Origin of the sequence: Bradyrhizobium sp. WBAH42 (assembly GCF_024585265.1) — a bacterium.
GTDB lineage: Bacteria > Pseudomonadota > Alphaproteobacteria > Rhizobiales > Xanthobacteraceae > Bradyrhizobium.
This window is the reverse complement of record NZ_CP036533.1, coordinates 7,044,922-7,061,344: the sequence shown is the minus strand read 5'-3', so window position 1 is coordinate 7,061,344 and position 16,423 is coordinate 7,044,922. Positions and strand designations below refer to the sequence as shown.

At 59.6% G+C, this 16,423-nt stretch carries 7 protein-coding genes, 1 tRNA gene and 1 pseudogene; 6 read left to right on the top strand and 3 right to left on the bottom strand.

Annotated elements, in window-relative coordinates:
* Positions 1–13: 13 nt before the first annotated feature.
* Positions 14–1,398 (bottom strand): annotated as a pseudogene (locus DCG74_RS33315) (tyrosine-type recombinase/integrase).
* Positions 1,399–1,794: 396 nt separating this feature from the next.
* On the opposite strand from DCG74_RS33315, the gene DCG74_RS33310 reads away from it, so the two are divergent.
* Positions 1,795–1,861, top strand: a tRNA-Glu gene (locus tag DCG74_RS33310).
* A gap of 405 nt (positions 1,862–2,266) precedes the next feature.
* Here DCG74_RS33310 and DCG74_RS33305 read toward each other — a convergent pair.
* Positions 2,267–4,717: an ATP-binding protein gene (locus tag DCG74_RS33305; protein ID WP_172789060.1), complete on the bottom strand. Its 2,451-nt coding sequence runs from the start codon at positions 4,715–4,717 to the stop codon at positions 2,267–2,269.
* The gene (locus DCG74_RS33300) at positions 4,714–4,890 is read right to left on the bottom strand and encodes a hypothetical protein (RefSeq protein WP_172789059.1); all 177 of its coding nucleotides are present in this window, start codon (positions 4,888–4,890) and stop codon (positions 4,714–4,716) included. The genes DCG74_RS33305 and DCG74_RS33300 overlap by 4 nt, the downstream gene beginning before the upstream one ends.
* A 226-nt stretch (positions 4,891–5,116) precedes the next feature.
* Between DCG74_RS33300 and DCG74_RS33295 the strand changes: the two genes are divergently transcribed.
* The 5 genes from DCG74_RS33295 to DCG74_RS33275 all read left to right on the top strand — a co-directional run bounded on the left by DCG74_RS33295 (position 5,117) and on the right by DCG74_RS33275 (position 16,411).
* Positions 5,117–6,274 carry a hypothetical protein gene (locus tag DCG74_RS33295; protein ID WP_128943120.1) on the top strand — a complete coding sequence of 386 codons (1,158 nt, stop codon included), beginning with the start codon at positions 5,117–5,119 and terminating at the stop codon, positions 6,272–6,274.
* A 414-nt stretch (positions 6,275–6,688) separates the two neighbouring features.
* A complete protein-coding gene (locus DCG74_RS33290) occupies positions 6,689–9,622 on the top strand; it encodes an AAA domain-containing protein (RefSeq protein ID WP_172789058.1) in 2,934 nt (977 codons plus the stop codon).
* Positions 9,619–10,236 carry a C-terminal helicase domain-containing protein gene (locus tag DCG74_RS33285; RefSeq protein ID WP_172789057.1) on the top strand — a complete coding sequence of 206 codons (618 nt, stop codon included), beginning with the start codon at positions 9,619–9,621 and terminating at the stop codon, positions 10,234–10,236. Before DCG74_RS33290 ends, DCG74_RS33285 begins: the two co-directional genes overlap by 4 nt.
* Positions 10,233–12,080, top strand: a complete 1,848-nt coding sequence (locus DCG74_RS33280) for a phospholipase D-like domain-containing protein (protein ID WP_172789056.1) — start codon at positions 10,233–10,235, stop codon at positions 12,078–12,080. The genes DCG74_RS33285 and DCG74_RS33280 overlap by 4 nt, the downstream gene beginning before the upstream one ends.
* 338 nt (positions 12,081–12,418) lie before the next feature.
* Positions 12,419–16,411, top strand: a complete 3,993-nt coding sequence (locus DCG74_RS33275) for a hypothetical protein (RefSeq protein WP_172789055.1) — start codon at positions 12,419–12,421, stop codon at positions 16,409–16,411.
* Positions 16,412–16,423 lie beyond the last annotated feature (12 nt).

Sequence of the window (16,423 nt, the reverse complement as noted above, 5' to 3'; positions counted from 1 at the left end):
CAGCGTCGAACGTTCACCCGGCCGAGTTCCAGAATGATTCTTCTTTAATTTGAGCAACTTGGCAGACTACGCTTTGTTTCCTATCGGACGCCGCGCGTTGGCTTGCTCGTCGGATACCACCTCTTCCGAGCCAATCCCGCAGCGCGCCCTCTTGGCTTGTCGACGGGCCTAACGCATCAAATACGGCGCTGCTGATCGCCTGCTGCTGGCTGCGCAGATGATCTTCGAGAAGTTTGTGCCGCGTAATGTAGCCGGCGTTTACCCCGGGAATGGCATGGTTCATCAAGAGCTTGGCGTCGACCTCGGATACGCCGGCCGCGGTTGCGAGCGTACGGAAGTTCTGACGGAGGTCGTTGCCCCACTTCGATAGCATTTCCCGGTCCTCTTTTGTTTCCGCCAAATGCCCCGATGCGCTGTCGGCGGGAAACACCCACTCTTGTGCTTGCAGAGGATAGATGTGCCGAGCAAATCGGATTGCGCGGACGAGGCAAAGGATCATCTGTCGCGACAGGGGAATATCGAAGGCCTTCTTCTTGCCACCCTTCGGTTTGGCGATGTGCAGAGTGCGGCGCCGAAAGTCGATGTGTTCCGGCTTGGCTTCCTGGAGAGCGGTAGGCCTCGAACCGCATAGGAGAGTGAAGAGGTGGAACTCTCTGCGGATCGGGTTGTCGAAAGTGGCGAGCTGCGCAAACCAGCCCTTCAAGTCAGCCGATCCCATGCCGGTATTGCGGCGCTGCTCGACATTCCAGTCGACCGCATCGGCTGGATTATCTGACGGCAGCGACCTGTTCGTCTTCCGAGCATGATTGTAGATGGCTCGCAGGGTCCGCATGCTTCCATTGGCAATGTAAGGCCCGTTATCTCGTGTGACTTCATCGTGCTTCTTGGCCACCCGAGCCGGATCGGTTGCGAGCTCATGGAGGGTGGTATCGAGCCATTCCGCAAAAATCCGTTCGACGTGATCGCGTAGCCCTCGATGGTCTTTTCGCTGCGGTTCTTCCGGATAAGATGCGCATCGAGATACCGTTCCCAGGCCTGCCTGAGAGTGATACTCGCGACCCTCCCGCCAATTGCCATCGCCGGATCGGGATGCGGTGCTTCGGTTTGTTTTTCGTCCTTTGGGTGCCGTCCGCGGCTAATCTGGGCCAAGTACTCCTTGGCAGTGGCGCGCGCAGCGCGGGTCGACATCTCACCAGCATCGCCAATGGAAACCCTAATGGATGAAGCCCGCTTGCCACCGCGTCTCAGGTCACCTTGGACGGTAAAGGTTCTCCGTCGCTTTCCAATGACCACGAAAAAGCCCTTCAGTTCTGTATCACGCGCTAGGTACCAGCCTTCTTTCGGAGCGGGTAATTGAGCGATTGCCTTGTCGGTGAGAGAAATTCGAATATCGGTCATTACGAGAGTCCACGGCCGCCAAAACGGTTTTCAAACGGTGTTGGCGGATTGAGCAGTTGGGAGGTTTGAGTTCGACGGAGCGCGAAACTATGCGAGAAACACCTACAAACAAAGGGCTTCTCCAATACTCATCGTAGCGGCGTACATCTAGAAACTGTGGCGAAGGGATAGTACTGAACTCTTAATCAGCGGGTCCCAGGTTCGAGCCCTGGTGCGCCCACCAAACAAATCAAGCACTTACTAAGACAAACCGTTTGAGAAGGCCGAACTAAAACGGTTTTTCAAACGGTGTTTTTCGGAGCCTATTTAACAGTCGGCTCTCCACAATGTGACCGGCGTAGGAGCGCACGGATCCCTGCGAGGTCTCAGTAAGAGCTTCTTCCGTCGAACTTACGATTTTTCAAACGGGTGGGTCGGCCCTCTCAAGGCTGAAACAGGGGTTCGATTCCCCTAGGGAGCGCCAGAGATTTCAACGACTTAGCACTTGCATTGAAAAGTCGTCGAATATCCGCTGAATAAGCGCCGACGAACGTTGGCGAACTCCGCCACACTAATTCACGGAGCCGACCACGCGCAGGTTCGCGCGCACGATCCGACAGCTCCGTGCGCAATTTCGAGCGACGGTGATAGCCGCAACGATGCAATCCGCCACAAAGCACACGAAGTGCTCGCACCTACTTGGCTGCGCTCCACGCGTTGAATGCGCGATGTTTACGGTGCGCAAATGCAAATGAAGTTCGCATCTTCGGCGGAGCAACCGAGTTCGCAAGTCCCGCGCTGACGTGGCTGGCCATGTTGCACTGGCCGGCGGCAAAAAATCCCGGCTTGATGCCCGGCGGAGCGTCGTTGGGCGCGCCGGTCGCCCGGATTATTTCGGCTTGGACTCCAGATTGAGGCTCACCGTATCACAAGCGCAGCGCAGCGACATCGGTTTGTGGCGTGGCGTCACAAACAACCAGCTTTCGCAGCTCTCACATCTGAAGCATTCAAGCAGCTCGCGAAAGGCGTTAGCGACCGGCGCGAAGTCGCGCTTGCCGAAATTCTCCCATTCGTTGTAATGCACGGCCTTGTTGATGGCCCATTGCTCGACCGAGGACGCCGCGTTCGACGCGGAGAGCTTGGCCTTGAGCGCGGTCGCTTCGGCCTTCCCCTTTTCATTTCCCCAGGACTGCGCGGCGTCGGCGGCCTTTGCGCAGATCGTCTTGAAACGCGCAAGCACCGGCGGGAGAAGATCGTTCAGTTCGTAGCCGCCATCGCCGCGAAACACTACCGCGGCGCCAAGCTGGTCGGCCAAGTGCCTGGAGACGTATTCGAGATGTCGCCGCAGAGCCGCGGCCGCTACCCCGACTTTGTTCTTATCGAGCGCGGTCTTGATCTCGTCCCAGACCTCGACGTTCGACTCCACGAGCGGACCGGTATCGATGGTCCAGCTGTGAAAACGGAGTGAGGTCTTGCCGGTAACGAGGCCGGCGGACTTCATCTGTTCCGCCCAGGTGCGGTCGTGCGTGGTAATGACGAACTGCGTGTCCCTGAAATGCGTCTTCAGCAGCTTGCAGAACTGATAGCGATGGCCGGTATCGACGGACATCACAACGTCGTCCAGCAGGGCGAAGGTGAATTGATTGCCGAACAGGCGCTTCATCAGGGCGAGGTAGAGGCACACGCCCATACTGTCCTGATGGCCTTCGCTGTGAAAGGCGCCCGGCGGATAAAGGCCGCGCTCGAAAAAATTGACGTCGAGGTCGAGCTTGCCGGCGCTGGGCGAAAGCTTTGCGGTAAACTCACCCTCGTCATCTTCGTTGATGAGCCGATAGAAGGTGCTGAAATCCTGCTGCACGTTGTCGTACAAGGCCTCCAGCTCGGCGTCCATGACCTCGCAATAGGTCGTGTAGGCGCACGTCGCAGCTGCGACCGCGATGTCGGCGGCCTTGTCCGCGCGCATGGTCTCGCGGAAGTCGGCGAGCCTGATTTGCGCGGTGCTGAGAAAAGTCTGAGCATCGACTGTGGCCGTTTGATCGGGTAGCTCTGTGACCATCTTTGCGAAGCCGGCCGCGGCCTCGTCAAAACCTTCCGGCACCGCATGCCACCCGCACGCGAGGCGTTCGCTGATGCTGCGAAGCCCATCGAGTGAACGGAAGCTGCCCTGCAGCGTGGCGAGCTCCGTGGTCCACTGGTCGATCGCGGCGGCGAATGCCTCATCCTCAAGCGTCGCGGCAAGTCTGCGGATCGCCGCGAGCTGCGAGAGCCAGCCCGACACGGCATGGTCGAGAACGTTGGCGTTGGCGAAGAGATCTTTCTGCAGGCGTTGCGCTTCGTCGGATTTCTCGAGCTTGATCGCGAGGTGATTCCGCAGGTGCCGTTCGCTCTCCCACGAGCTATCGCAGAGCGGGCATTGCGGGCCGTCGATCAGTTCGATGCCTTGCTCGACAAGGGTCCGGCGGCGGAGCGAAGTCAGCAGCGCCGGATCGCCCGCGAGGGTGCTAATGATCGCGAGCAGGGCGGCGACCTCGCCCTTGGCAAGCTCGGGAAGCTGCCTGCGGGTGGCGGCCATCGCTGTAAGGTCGCGCAGGGCCGATTGCTTGTTGAACGCTGGCGTGGGGTGACCCGAAGTGAGCCCGGCGTCAAGCCTGGTATCTGGCGTCAGCTGATCGAGTAGGGGCAGACCGAGAAGCTTGCGGCGCGCGTTCGCGGACGCGAGCAGATCATCGATCTTGACGCTCGGGATCTGCATATGGGTCAGCAAGCTGCTGCGCGCCGCCTGAAACTGGGCCTCGGCTGTTCGCTTTAGCGCATTGACCCGGTTCTGCGCGCTATTGAGTACGGACCGCTTCTCGCCAATCTCCTCGAGCTTGAGGATGGTTTGGACCTCCTCGGCGCGCCGCGACGGCTCGACCAGGATGAAGCGCAAGATGTCTCGGCGGGACAGCGCGATCTCGGGATGGTCGGCAAGCTGCTCGAAGGCGGCCTTGATGTCAGGGTCAGCCGGTTCGATTTTGGGCTTTTTGGGTGCTGAGACCTTGCGGGTGATCGTCGCCGATTTCTTGAGGGCCGGGAAATAGACCTTGAGCTTGACGAGTGCTGCGTCCGGAAAACGGACGCGATCGACATGCGGAGCATGCTCGGCGATGGAGAGCGATTTGGTACCGGTGCCGGTCAATCGGCTGATACGGCCGGTCAGGCCAAATTCGACGGCGTCGATGACGCCGCTCTTGCCGGACCCGTTCGGGCCGGAAATGGAGAACGTCTTTTGATCGAAAGCGATGTCGAGGTTGCGGATACCGCGCATCTCCTCGATATGCGCGTGTTCGAGGCGGATCACGTGATGTCGCTCCCGGCCGGCGTGGCGAAAACCGTCACCAGTTCATCGGTCTTGATCTTTTTGCCGGAGGCGAAAAGCTCCTCCAGCTTCGCGATCATTCCAGCATCCACGTCCTTCGATTGACGCAGCTTCTCGAAATATTTGGATGCGATGATCGCTTGCAGCGTCGGCACGTCAATGCTCCCTTTCGGTCCGATGATCGACGGTCGATTTATTAGCGAGCCGTGGCCCAAACTGCCAGAGGAAGAATTGCTGCGCAGCAACGAGAGCGGGCGGTTCTTGCGAGGATAGGGTACGGAGGCTCGCATAAACTTGGCCGCCGCATTGTGAGGGATGCCAGGCTGGTGTAGGGCACGAGGTCAGATCTGCATCCTGGAAGAGAGCAAGGCAAGGCCGGCAATGGCAAGAAGAGCGGTGATCTCGTCGGGTGTCCTGAAAGGATATCTTCTCGAAGAAGTCGTCGCTTCGCTGATCAGGAACGCAGGCTATCGCCTTCTGACGAGGCCGGAAGATGACCCGCACGACCTCGCCCTTATGGGCAATGGGCTCCAGGTGCGCGGCCGCGGCGGATTTCATCAGGCCGACGTACTGGGCGAATTGACATGGGCTCCGGCGTTCGGAAATCCCATTCGCCTCTTCATCGAGGCGAAATGGAGAGGGCAGGGACGGGGAAAGGTGGGCATCCCCGAGGCACGGCACGCTGTCGGCATCCTCCAGGACGTCAATCAGATGCTTGTGACGGTGCAGGCGCGATCAGTCGGAATCGGTTCGGGGCGCACAAGCGAAGACGTCACGAATAGCGGGAGAGGGTTCTGCTACAGCTATCGATATGCGCTGTGTTCCACATCGGGTTTCACGCCGGGTGCACAAGCCTATGCCCTTGCCCATCAGGTCGCACTTCTCGACCTGTCCCACCACGAATACGACGAGTTGCGCTCGGCGATCGATACCGTTGGGGATGCCCTGCACGATTACATCGAAAGGATGGAGCTCGCCGGCATCGCGTCGGCTACGCCACGTGGACAGCTTCTCAGAAGGATACGCGCGACACTGAGACGTGAGCTTTGGGATCTGCCGCTAGAGGAGGCCGACGGAGGATTACTGCCGGTGCTCCGGCCGCTGCTCGAAGCCGCCTGGAATATCGGCGAACTGTTCGTCGGTGTATCGGCAACCGGCTTTGTCGTTCTCCTAAAAGCGGATCATGCCGATCGGATGATCCGCCATATGCAGGCTCCGGCCGATCCGTGGACCAGCATCCACTATCAGCTAGACGAGGACGGCGCCTCAAATTGGCGGTTGACCGTGACCAGTCCGGGTGACGAAATCGAGCCTTGCCGACTGTTCTTCGTTTTACCTGATGCGATGCTCCGCGTCCTGGACGAACAGGCCGAGAGTAGCCGGCGCCGCGCGGCCGCTCTGAACCTCAAGGCTCAACATTTTTCTCGGATCACCGTTTACAGAATCACAGATGAAAAGAGCTTGATCTGCTCGCTCCGCCTGGATGAGGGGTGGCTGAGGGAGGCCCGCCGACGGCTTGAAGGCCGTGCGCCTAGGTAAGGCAATTGCACGACGCCTACTAACAGTAAGGATCCGATTGCCACTCGGTATCATTGATGCAGTCATGCGAGCATATGCTTAATGTATTGAGAAATAAGTAATTTATCGCGATGGCGATCGCTCAATCTGAAATCCAGTCGTAGTAGCCCCGTATTCCCAGCGAGACGGTAAGCGCGTAGAGCGGGTGTGGACGATGAAGCGCTCGTAGGGGATATCCCGGAGTATAGTGCTGCCTCCGCCAATGCCGAACGGGAAAATCTTGCTAAAGTTAGCTCGCCGAATCAGGTTGCCCCGGCTGACCGAGACGCTGCCGATGTAATTTCGACGGCAGCGTAGCCGGCCCGAATACTAAAAAACATTGCATATGCAAACGCCCGCCTCGCCAAAGCGATGCTCCATCCGAGCTCATAGTTGATGCCGAGCACATTGAAGAAACTGCGGCCGTTGGCGGACCAGTTCGACCTTGGGGATCAATACCTCTCGGCCCCCGGCGCTGAGCCGCTCAAATCGGCGATCATATCGGCCCACGACAAGCGCGAGGACCAGCCCGTAGTGCTCAAATACTGGCAAAAGACAGGCTCGGCTGTCGACGATGATCTTCGTGAAATCTGGCAGCATGAAATGCGTCAGGCCGAGCGTGTGCTCGCCTATCCAGGCGCCAACAAGGTCATCGTCGAGCTGCTACGTTATGGCGAAGCGTCAGACGCCTTCTTTCTGGCCATGCCGAGGGACCTTACGCCGCTCGATAACATGATCAGGCACGCGCGCTCCGATCATTGGCTCAACAATCTTGATGTCCCGCGCTCGCGCATCGTTCTCTGGCGAAACGCCGAGCGCCTCGCAAAAGCGCTCGAAGCCGTGCACAATCAGGGGCTGGTTTATGGCCGTCTGGACAGCTCCTCGGTATTTACGGCATCTGCCACGGCGCCCGACTTCCGGCTTGGCAGCTTTGAATGGTGCGTCCGGTTGTCGGAGGCGGACAAGGCCCCGGTTGTCGTGTTTGCGAAGTCAGCTGACGCGCCGATCATCATGTCGTTCCTCGACGACTGGCGCGCGCTGGGCCTATTGCTCGCAAGCCTCCTGAAGCTCGACGTCTCGCGCCTCAGCCGCGGCCTCTCCGCCACTGAGGAGATCGACGCCGGCGGCGAGCGACTCGCCGTGCTGGAGGCCGGTGAGCGGGACATGCTCCGCTGGCTGATCGAGCCTGCGCGCCATCGGGCGGTTGACGCCGAGATCGTTTGCAGGCGCATCGAGCGTGTCATCCTGGATCTGTCCGCTTCCGCACTTGAAGACCGGGGGCGTTACCTTCTCGCCATTCGGACCGGATCCACATTGCTCACCCGAGCGCTCCGGGACGCTTCAGGTGACCTCTTTGATGCCGACGACCACAGTGCGCAAATCAATTTCGTCGACGCCGACATTGCCGGCGGCGCTGATCTCGTCCGAACCGCCGACGGTAGCCTGATCGTCATGACCGAGCTGTTCGGCTACAGCCTGGCGGGATATTCGCCCGATGGTTTTGCCGAGGCTGATTGGCGGGTTGCCACATGCGATCACGCCCGTCCGCGAAAGGACATATTCCTCGGCCGGCACCGTACGGTCGAGTTGCCCGCGCACCGCATCGAGGTGATCCGCTACGGAAGCGCGGGGCGGCGTCTCCAGGAGATACGCAGGGATGCAATCGACTGGCGTACCGCCCTCGATGACCTCGGCGACCATGATGACGAGGCACTCGAAGCAGTGCAGCATGGTCTGCTGTTGGCCCAGCTGACCGAGGCGCTTTTCAGGGCCGCAGAAATCATCCCGGTCCGTGCCAGGCGACGGCGCCTCCCGGGCGGTGAGGAGCGGATCCTGCTGTCGCCGCGGGCCGACGACCGGCGCAGTGCCCTCGTCGAGGCCCTCGGCGTGGACAGCCCGGAGCGCACACTGTCCCGCATGTTCTTGGAGGAAGAAGCCGATATTGATGCCAAGTGGCTGGTATCGGACTCTGGCTCCCTCAGTGATCTCGGCCGTGCGAGCGTGACGGTCCGCTTCATTGAGCCCGTCCGGTTGGACAACGAACGCGTCTACGCATTCAGCGCGGCCGGCGAGCTCCCGCCCACGGCCGATCTGTTCCTGCGGCAGATCGATGATGCCGGGACGGAAGGGGCCATCAACCGGCGGCTCCGCCTGCTCGGCGCCCTTGCCACGCAGGAAGAGCTTCTCTCCATGCTTGCCGCGCCGCGTAAGCGGCTCCGCCGCTATCATGACGAGTTGCAGGAGGATGAAGATTTCAGGGACCTGGATGCGTCCAAGCAGCAGGCGCTTCGATCGATCTGGACGACGAGCCCGACGCAGCTCGTGGTCGGGCCACCGGGCGTAGGCAAGACCAAGCTCGTCACTGAGATCGTGCGCCGCGTGCTGCAACAGCAGCCGAGCGCGCGCATCCTCCTCAGCGCGCAGGCGCACCAGGCCCTCGATCAGCTCGCGGCGGGCGTGCAGAAAACCCTTGCCAAAGCTGCCATCGACCCGGAACCGCTCCTGGTCCGATCGCGCGCCGACAATGTCGCCGAGTTGTCGGGGGCGCAGACGACCGACCGGGTCAAGCAATATCTTACCGCGCTCGATGGCAGCCCGCTGGTACGTGGCGCGCCGATCGAGGTCGCCACTGCCATCCGCGCGATGAAAGATGATGCACGGCAGGGACGCAATGCCTCCGATCACGAGTCGCGGCGGCAACGTCGCTCCTTCGAATCCCTTGTGTTGCGATCGGCCAACATCCTGTTCTCTACCGCCAACTCTGGGGACCTCGCCCGGCTTGTGAACGACCATAACCAGTTCGATTGGGTTATCGTCGAGGAAGCTGCCAAGGCGACGGGCCCCGAGTTGATTGCGCCTTTACTTCTTTCCATGCGGCGGTTGCTGATCGGCGATCACAACCAGCTTCCGCCGTTCGATACCGATCGCGTGCTCGAATTCCTCGGCAACCAGACCAATGTGAAAAACGCCGTGCTACAGAGCGGCGGTTTGGTCGGGGGTATCTTCTACGACTACGGGCTCGATGAGCTCATCGACCTGATGGAGGACGATGACGCGCTCGGCCGGACCTGCCATGCAGCGAAGCGCATGATCCGCCTGTTCGAGGCCCTCGTGGAGCCTGAACTCGAATGGCGAAAGACCAATCCCACGCGGCTGCAGGCCGCAACCGAGCTTCTGGATCAGCACCGGATGCATCCGGTGATATCGACCGTCATCTCCGAATGCTTCTACGGTGGCCGGCTAAAGGACGCCGACAAGGTCGCGAAGAGATTCCTCGAAGGCACGCCGCCGGTTGCGCTAGCAGCACACCTGCCCAAGTCGCCGACGTGATCGTCAATATGCCTTACGTCCAGGAGGAGGACGGTGCCAACGAGGAAATGCCCGCCTATCACAATCCCGCCGAGATTGACGCGGTCCTAAAAACCATCGCCGGGCTGACACCGCTGCAGAATGAGAAGGGCGAATGGCCGTCGCTCGCGGTGCTGTCCCCCTATAATGAGCAGGTGACACGGCTAGACCTCGCCCTTGAGAATGCGCGCGGCGAACTCCCGCATCTGGCGCGGTTCGAGAAACCTAAGAAGCGCGGCGGGTACGAAGGCACGGTCGACTCATTCCAGGGCGGCGAAGCCGACGTCGTCATTGTCTCCCTCGTCCGTAACAACGGGCACTCCGGGATGGGAGCGCTCGGCTTTGTCCGCCGGCGCCGCCGGATGAATGTTCTGTTGAGCCGCGCCAAATGGAAGCTGATCATCGTCACCAGCCTCAAATTCCTGCGCGTCCATGCACGCAGCTATTCGGGCGACAAGCGCCTGGCCGATGAGGACCGCGAATTCCTGCCGTTGCTGGTCTCGGTGCTCGATCGCCTGAAGGGCGAAAAACTAGAGGACGGTACACCCAAGGTCTCGATCGTCGAGTGGGCCGAACTGCGGGAGGCCTCGCGATGACGGTCCGCGTCGCGGTGCCTGTGCGCGCCGCCCGGCTTCGGGTGTGGGTTGACAAGGGTAACGACTGGAGCGCGGTCGACCGCCTCGTCCTTTGGGCGCTGTCGGTCAAGCCCCGCAACTCAAAGGAGCTGGCGGATGTTGCCAAGGTTCCTGCGCGACTCCTGAACGGATTGATTCTGCGCCTGATGCGGGCCGGGTGGGTCGAGCTTGCCACCAACAGTGAAGGAGCGGCCTTTCGCACCAGCGCCGCTGGCAACGACGCCCTTGCCAACGCCGAAGCGCTTCCGAGCGTTCCACGGCCGGGCTCCCGCCTGCTCTCCTTCTGCGTCGAACCCTTCACGCTGCGGGCCTTCGGGCAGCGTGAGCTGAAGCCGTACCGGCCAAACGATATTGCGAAGATCCGCAAGGAGCACGACGTACGCGAGGTCCTCGTCGAGGAGGCGTGGTCAAATTTGCCGGGATGGAAGCTGCACGAGACCGCAGAGACAATACTTGGCGATGTCGCCGGCGACGAGGAGCTGACGCAAATCGACTTCAACAAATCGACTTTCGCGCCGGCCTACGCCCTCTTTACCGTGTCCGGCAACGAGATCGGCGGCTTGCCGCAGGATGCACCTGGCGACCTGATTCGGGCGATCAGGCGCGCGGCGGCCGAAACGAAACGAGGCGCCTCGGTGCGTCTTCGTACGCCGAAAATCCCGGCCATCGCGGGCGTATCGGTCGTAAGCCCGCCGATCGACCGCAACGACATCCTCCTGACAGGGCCCGAGCATGAGAAGCAATTGCTGGCCGTTCTCAAGAGAGCCCGTTACAGGGTCGTCATTCATTCGACGTTCCTCGACAGCGCCGCATTCGTGAAGCTCCAGGATGCGTTTCGGGAGGCTGCCGACCAGGGCGCCAGCATCGATATCTTTTGGGGCGCGGCCCGCGACGCTGCGACAACCAAACGCAATTTCGAGCAGGCCATCGAGATCAACCAGGTCATCCAGAAGGATCCGGCCCTGAGGGACCGGGCGCGCGTGCACATGGTCTGCACGCGCTCGCACGCCAAGCTCCTGATAGCCGACGACGGCTCAGTCGGCCGCTACGTCGCGATCGTCGGGTCCTGCAACTGGCTCTCGACCAAGTTCAGACGCATTGAGGCGTCGGTCGTGCTGCGGCATGCCCACGCTATCGCCCATTGTGCCCAGGACTTTGCAGATCTCATCCTGGCAGCCATACCCGTATCAGAGACGGTCGGCGAGCTGACCAAACTGGCGCGGGGGCTGCGCAAGCTCTCGGCCCCGAGCGGGGCGAGCCGGATCAGAATGGTCCGAGGCGATATGCACGACGAGGCAATTCGTTTTGCGCGGAACAACGCCGCTCACCGGATCATGGTGGGCGGCGACCGGCTCGGCCGGGGAGCAGAACCCAAGACCCTCATCCCGCTGGTTTCGGCATCCAAGCGTAAGGACGTCGAAGGTACGATCTACTATTCACGCGTATCGGCACCCGTCAGCAAGGCTGACGCCAGTGCGTTGAAGCGCGAGACCGAGGGAACCGGCGTGCGTCTTATCGAAGTGCCGGATGGCGATCTTCATGGCAAGTTCCTCTTATGGGATGACGACAATATCATCGTGACCAGCCTGAACTGGTCGTCGGCTGATACGCGCCGCGATGCGCCGTACGCTGAAATCGGGGTCCATCTTACAGGTCCGGGTCTGGCTAAAGATATTGCTGTTCGCTTAGAGCAGTTGTTTCAACGCGCTCAACATGAGCGCCGGGACCACGGCTCAGGAGGGGGCCGACGACGAAGACGTGAAAAGCATTTGCCGCGGGATCGGGATACTGCGGAGCGAAAGTGAGGCTTTCCTTTGGAAAGACAAGATGTACGCTGCTTGGCAGAAAGGTAGTTGGCGAGGTTGCGCTATTGCTTGCAGTTATCTTTATCGTGGTTAGTTCTCGGGTGTCTCTGAACGAAGCGAGACGGTTAGGCTCATCGCTTGTCGCCCTGGACGGGTCCTTTTTAGTGCTCATAGCGGTGCGACTATCGGCGTGCCTATATGCACCGATACGGCACCGTTGAATTGATGTGGTAAAGCTGACAGCGTGCGTGAAAAACGAGTTTCTGAATTGAGCGTGGCTAGGGTGACGGAGATCAAAAAATTTTGTTGCGCGTCTTCCGGTGCTGCCGGAGCAATCCATGAATGAGCCTTCTTCCGTCTTGCATAGGCCAGACGAGCTTTCTCCTTCCAGCGGCGGACGATCGCTCGAAGGCTATGTTTATCAGCTCGACGTCTCAATACTCACTGCGCTCGATCTAACTCTTGCCAAGAAGGTGGCGAATGAGATCGTGCTCGAGCCGGCAACCGAGGAAGATCTTGAAGCCGACATCGAACAAGAACCGGGCGCGCTGTCACAGAGCGTTGTGCTCGACGGCTACCGCTTGGTTCTTCAATGCAAGCTGCGCAACACGGGGCCATGGAAGCACGAGGATCTAAGCCGTCTTCTCGCCCATGGTACAAGGCGAAAATCTGCTCGCGACCGCCTGGCTGACCCCAGTATCCGCTATCTCCTAGTCACTAGCGCCGACCTGGACGGTGTCGCTCGCCAGCTCAAAGTTGAGACACTTGGCGTTTGGCCGCCGGCCAGCGCACTGCCCGCCGACATGTCGAAGAGTTTGCCCGCAGATGCAGGCGGCCGGATCGCCATTCTTGGGGCAATGGACCAGGAAAAGATCAATGCGCGCACGGAGCGATTGCTAAGCGAGCGCTTTCGCGTACCCCATTCAAATCTTCGAAGCTGCCGTGAGGCGTTGCGTAGTGAAGCTCTTTTGCGCATGCGTGGTGCGGCGCAAGGTGTATGGACGCGCTCTGACGTTGAGCGCCTGATAAAGAGCGCGGGAGGTTATGCGGGAGAATCGGCCGATTTGGAGGGCTTCGTTCCTCCGACGAATTGGGACGATTTTAAAGCTGCGATCAACAGGAAGCACGCGATCGTCATCGCTGGTGCGTCAGGAACAGGCAAGACGCGCACGGCCAAAGCGCTGATCGCTCACCTGCGTGATCAGATACCAGGCATCAAGCATGTCGTCGTCCATGGTGGTCCTGAGAAAATAGCCGATGATTCGGCATTGCGGCCCGTTGTCTATGAGATTGAAGACCCTTGGGGCCGCTTTCGGCTGGAGCCAACTTCCGCGCCCTGGAACGGCGCCATTGCCGAGATACTCCAATCCGCCGGTCCCGAGAGGAAATTCGTGATCACAAGCCGGTCGGATGTGCTGCACGAGAGCAAGCTACGGCTGAAAGACAAATGGATTATCACGCTCGAAGACGAAAACTACGGCCCGGACGAACGAGCGAGGCTTTTTGAGAACCGGTTGCCTAGCCTTCCGCCGGATCTTCAACCCATCGTGTTGAAGTCTCGGACTGAGGCTATCGATCGGCTCGCGACGCCGCTTGAGATGCACCGGTATTTCGCCGTTCTCTCTGACGGGCTGGAGAAGGACGAGAACAGTGGTCAGTATATCACGCGTTGCCTGTCCGACGCCCATCAGAATTCGATAGAATCTGCACTCATTCATAATGTTCGACAGCGTGGAGCATGGGCGTGGGCAGCCATTACTTGGGGTCTCTTCAAGTCAGGCGCGCGTCAGACATTCAATGTCCTTCCCTCCATCCAGGCAGGCCTAACGAAACGCGCGAGCGATCTTGAAGACGGCCTCGAGCCGTACCTGAATTTCTTGATTGCCGGGCGGAACTTGCGGCAGTCAGAGGCGACGCTGACCTATCAGCATCCCCGCGTTGAACTAGGTCTTGAAGAGGCCCTCAAGGAGAAGCCGGGCCTCGCGGCTCGGGTCCTGTCCTATCTGGTCGAAGTGCTGATCGAATTGGACGAAAGAACGGGGACGGACTGGGGAACGGAGGGGGCGGCTCAGCTGGTTTACGCTGTACGAGAGCGCTCGATCGTTCAACTTGAACTTCCAGCAGAGCGGCAGTTGCAACTGGATGCCTGGATCAATGCGCGATTGGCAGAGACCGGGCCTAATTTCAGAGAGGATCTGAAGCTCGCTGCATCCGTGGGCTCTGCAGATTCGATCCCAGCAGAGCTTGCCAGGTGGCTTACACATCAGAAGAAAGACAAGGAATATTGGTTCTTCGACAAGTGGAGTCCGCCAGATCGGTCACTCGATTGGTTCCAAAAAGTTGCGGCCGATCACAGGACGCGAGCAATTTGTTTCGCCTTCATCACACGCGAAATACCTCACCACAATCCCTCTTATCCCGCACAGTTTGCCGGCCAAGTCTCGAAACTGTGCATTGATCTGACGCCGGCCTTTATGGATGCGGCGCTTTCAGTTGTTCAAGACGGCTACAACCCGAATGCCGATTTGATTGCTACAGGTGCGCTCGCCGATCTCAATGGTTTTGAGGAGGTTGTAACGCAGGCAATTTCATATCGCAGCGAACTCGCCGGAAAACCCGATGATGAATTCAAGCTTAAGCTCGCTAACGGCGAGTACGACGGTGATTACGGCGATCATTATTATGAGAGTATCTCCGAAGAAGGTCAGACGGCGCACGAGTTTCTTGAGTCTTATGTTGCGGAGAAACGAGAGAGGGACGGATGGAGCGCTATTCGCGATCACGCGCATGCTTTGGATCTATTGTATTTCTGGATAAGGGCTGCCGAGCGCGCTACGGGCGTCACGATTGACGAATGGCGCGCCATCGCACGAGCCGCTTTGGACAGGGCGGAAGAGCGTGATTTTTGGCAAGCCATGCAGAAGGCGATGCCCGAGGAGTTTTTGGAGCCTCTAAGGGAGCGACTAATTGCGGGGAGTGCCATCCGGGAAGTCAGGCTTGAGGTGCTGGAAACGGCTCTGTGCGCCGCGCCATCTCAATTATTCTCGGCGCTCGAAGTTCTCGTCGCAAATGGCGACGTCCGGCGGGTAATTGAATTGGTGCTCGAGTTTGTCGACGTCAGGGATGCGAAGCTTCAACGGAACAACATCGACTTCGACGCTCTCCGCCTCCAATTTCTCGCTGCCTTTCCTAACGCATTGGCGGAAGCGGCGAATGCCGTGTTCGCATCCAGCTTCGACGGGTTGAGTAAAGATGCGCTGTTGCTATTTGAACGGTTGGACACGCGCGGAAATCTCGAACTCAAGTCCGTGCAGGCGGAAGCGCTTAGCAGGGCTGGCTTTAAGGTAGATCATCTGCTGAAAGAGATCCTTAGCTGGCCTAAGAACGACGGCAAGTCTATCGCGATTGCCGTGTGCGCGGTTTCTATAGCCGCTCGAAGTCAAATGTGGCCGCTCGTCGAAGCCGCCTTGGGCCACCGGTTTGCAGATGTGCGTGAAGTGGCTCTCAGCTCGCTTGCTGAGCAGTCCCCCGGTCCCCTTTCCCCCCAGTTACGTAACCTAGCGAGCGATAAAGGGCACCGGGTTCGTGAGAAAGTGCTCTCCCTGCTGCAAGAGCGTCCAAACGCCGATAATATGGATGCAATATTGAAGCTGGCCGCCGACACATGGGAGCCCCGACAACCGCAACATGAAGAGGAGCGGGACTTCCGCATTGCCTATGGCGCTGCTTATCTCTTGAGTCAGCCGCCGCAGATCGATGATGAGTATGTTTCCGAAATTGGTAAGATACTATTCCAAACTGACGATCGCGACGTCAAACTGATGTTGTTGCGAGCTCTCGTCCGCAATGGCTCGAGCGATGCGCGTAAGAGAGTCTTGAAGCTGGCGTTGAAAACTGGCAATCCGCCTCACCACCGCTTGGCGGCCGAAGCACTGTGCTTGGAGCAACAATGCGTCGATGCGGCGCTTGCTGCGGCAGTTTCAGACAAGCAGCTTCTGGTTCGGGCAGCGCCAGTCGCGCTTCCATTGACGGTCGTCGTTGGAGCTTGCGCAGACCGTCCTCAGGTTGTTGCCGCCGCACAGTCGTTGGCGGCAAAACCCGATCGCAGAGTGCTGCTCATTCCGTTGGCGATCACGGCTTTTTCCCGCGACCGCGAGTTGGCTCAGACGATTATAGAGCTCTTGCCGACCACGACGGGGTCTGCGCTCTCCGACATGCTACGTGTATCCGGCAAGCTTTCCTTAGAGGATCTCGACTATCTGGGTGACGTCCGAACGCTCCAAGTGGTGAAGCCGTGGCTATCGGCCGTCATGAAAGGAGCCGGCAGCTGATTTGGTTCGAGG

Bases quoted from the DNA above. Each gene is read 5' to 3' on its own strand.
- DCG74_RS33295 (WP_128943120.1), top strand. From the start codon at position 5,117: ATGGCAAGAAGAGCGGTGATCTCGTCGGGTGTCCTGAAAGGATATCTT.
- DCG74_RS33290 (WP_172789058.1), top strand. From the start codon at position 6,689: ATGCCGAGCACATTGAAGAAACTGCGGCCGTTGGCGGACCAGTTCGAC.
- DCG74_RS33280 (WP_172789056.1), top strand. From the start codon at position 10,233: ATGACGGTCCGCGTCGCGGTGCCTGTGCGCGCCGCCCGGCTTCGGGTG.
- DCG74_RS33275 (WP_172789055.1), top strand. From the start codon at position 12,419: ATGAATGAGCCTTCTTCCGTCTTGCATAGGCCAGACGAGCTTTCTCCT.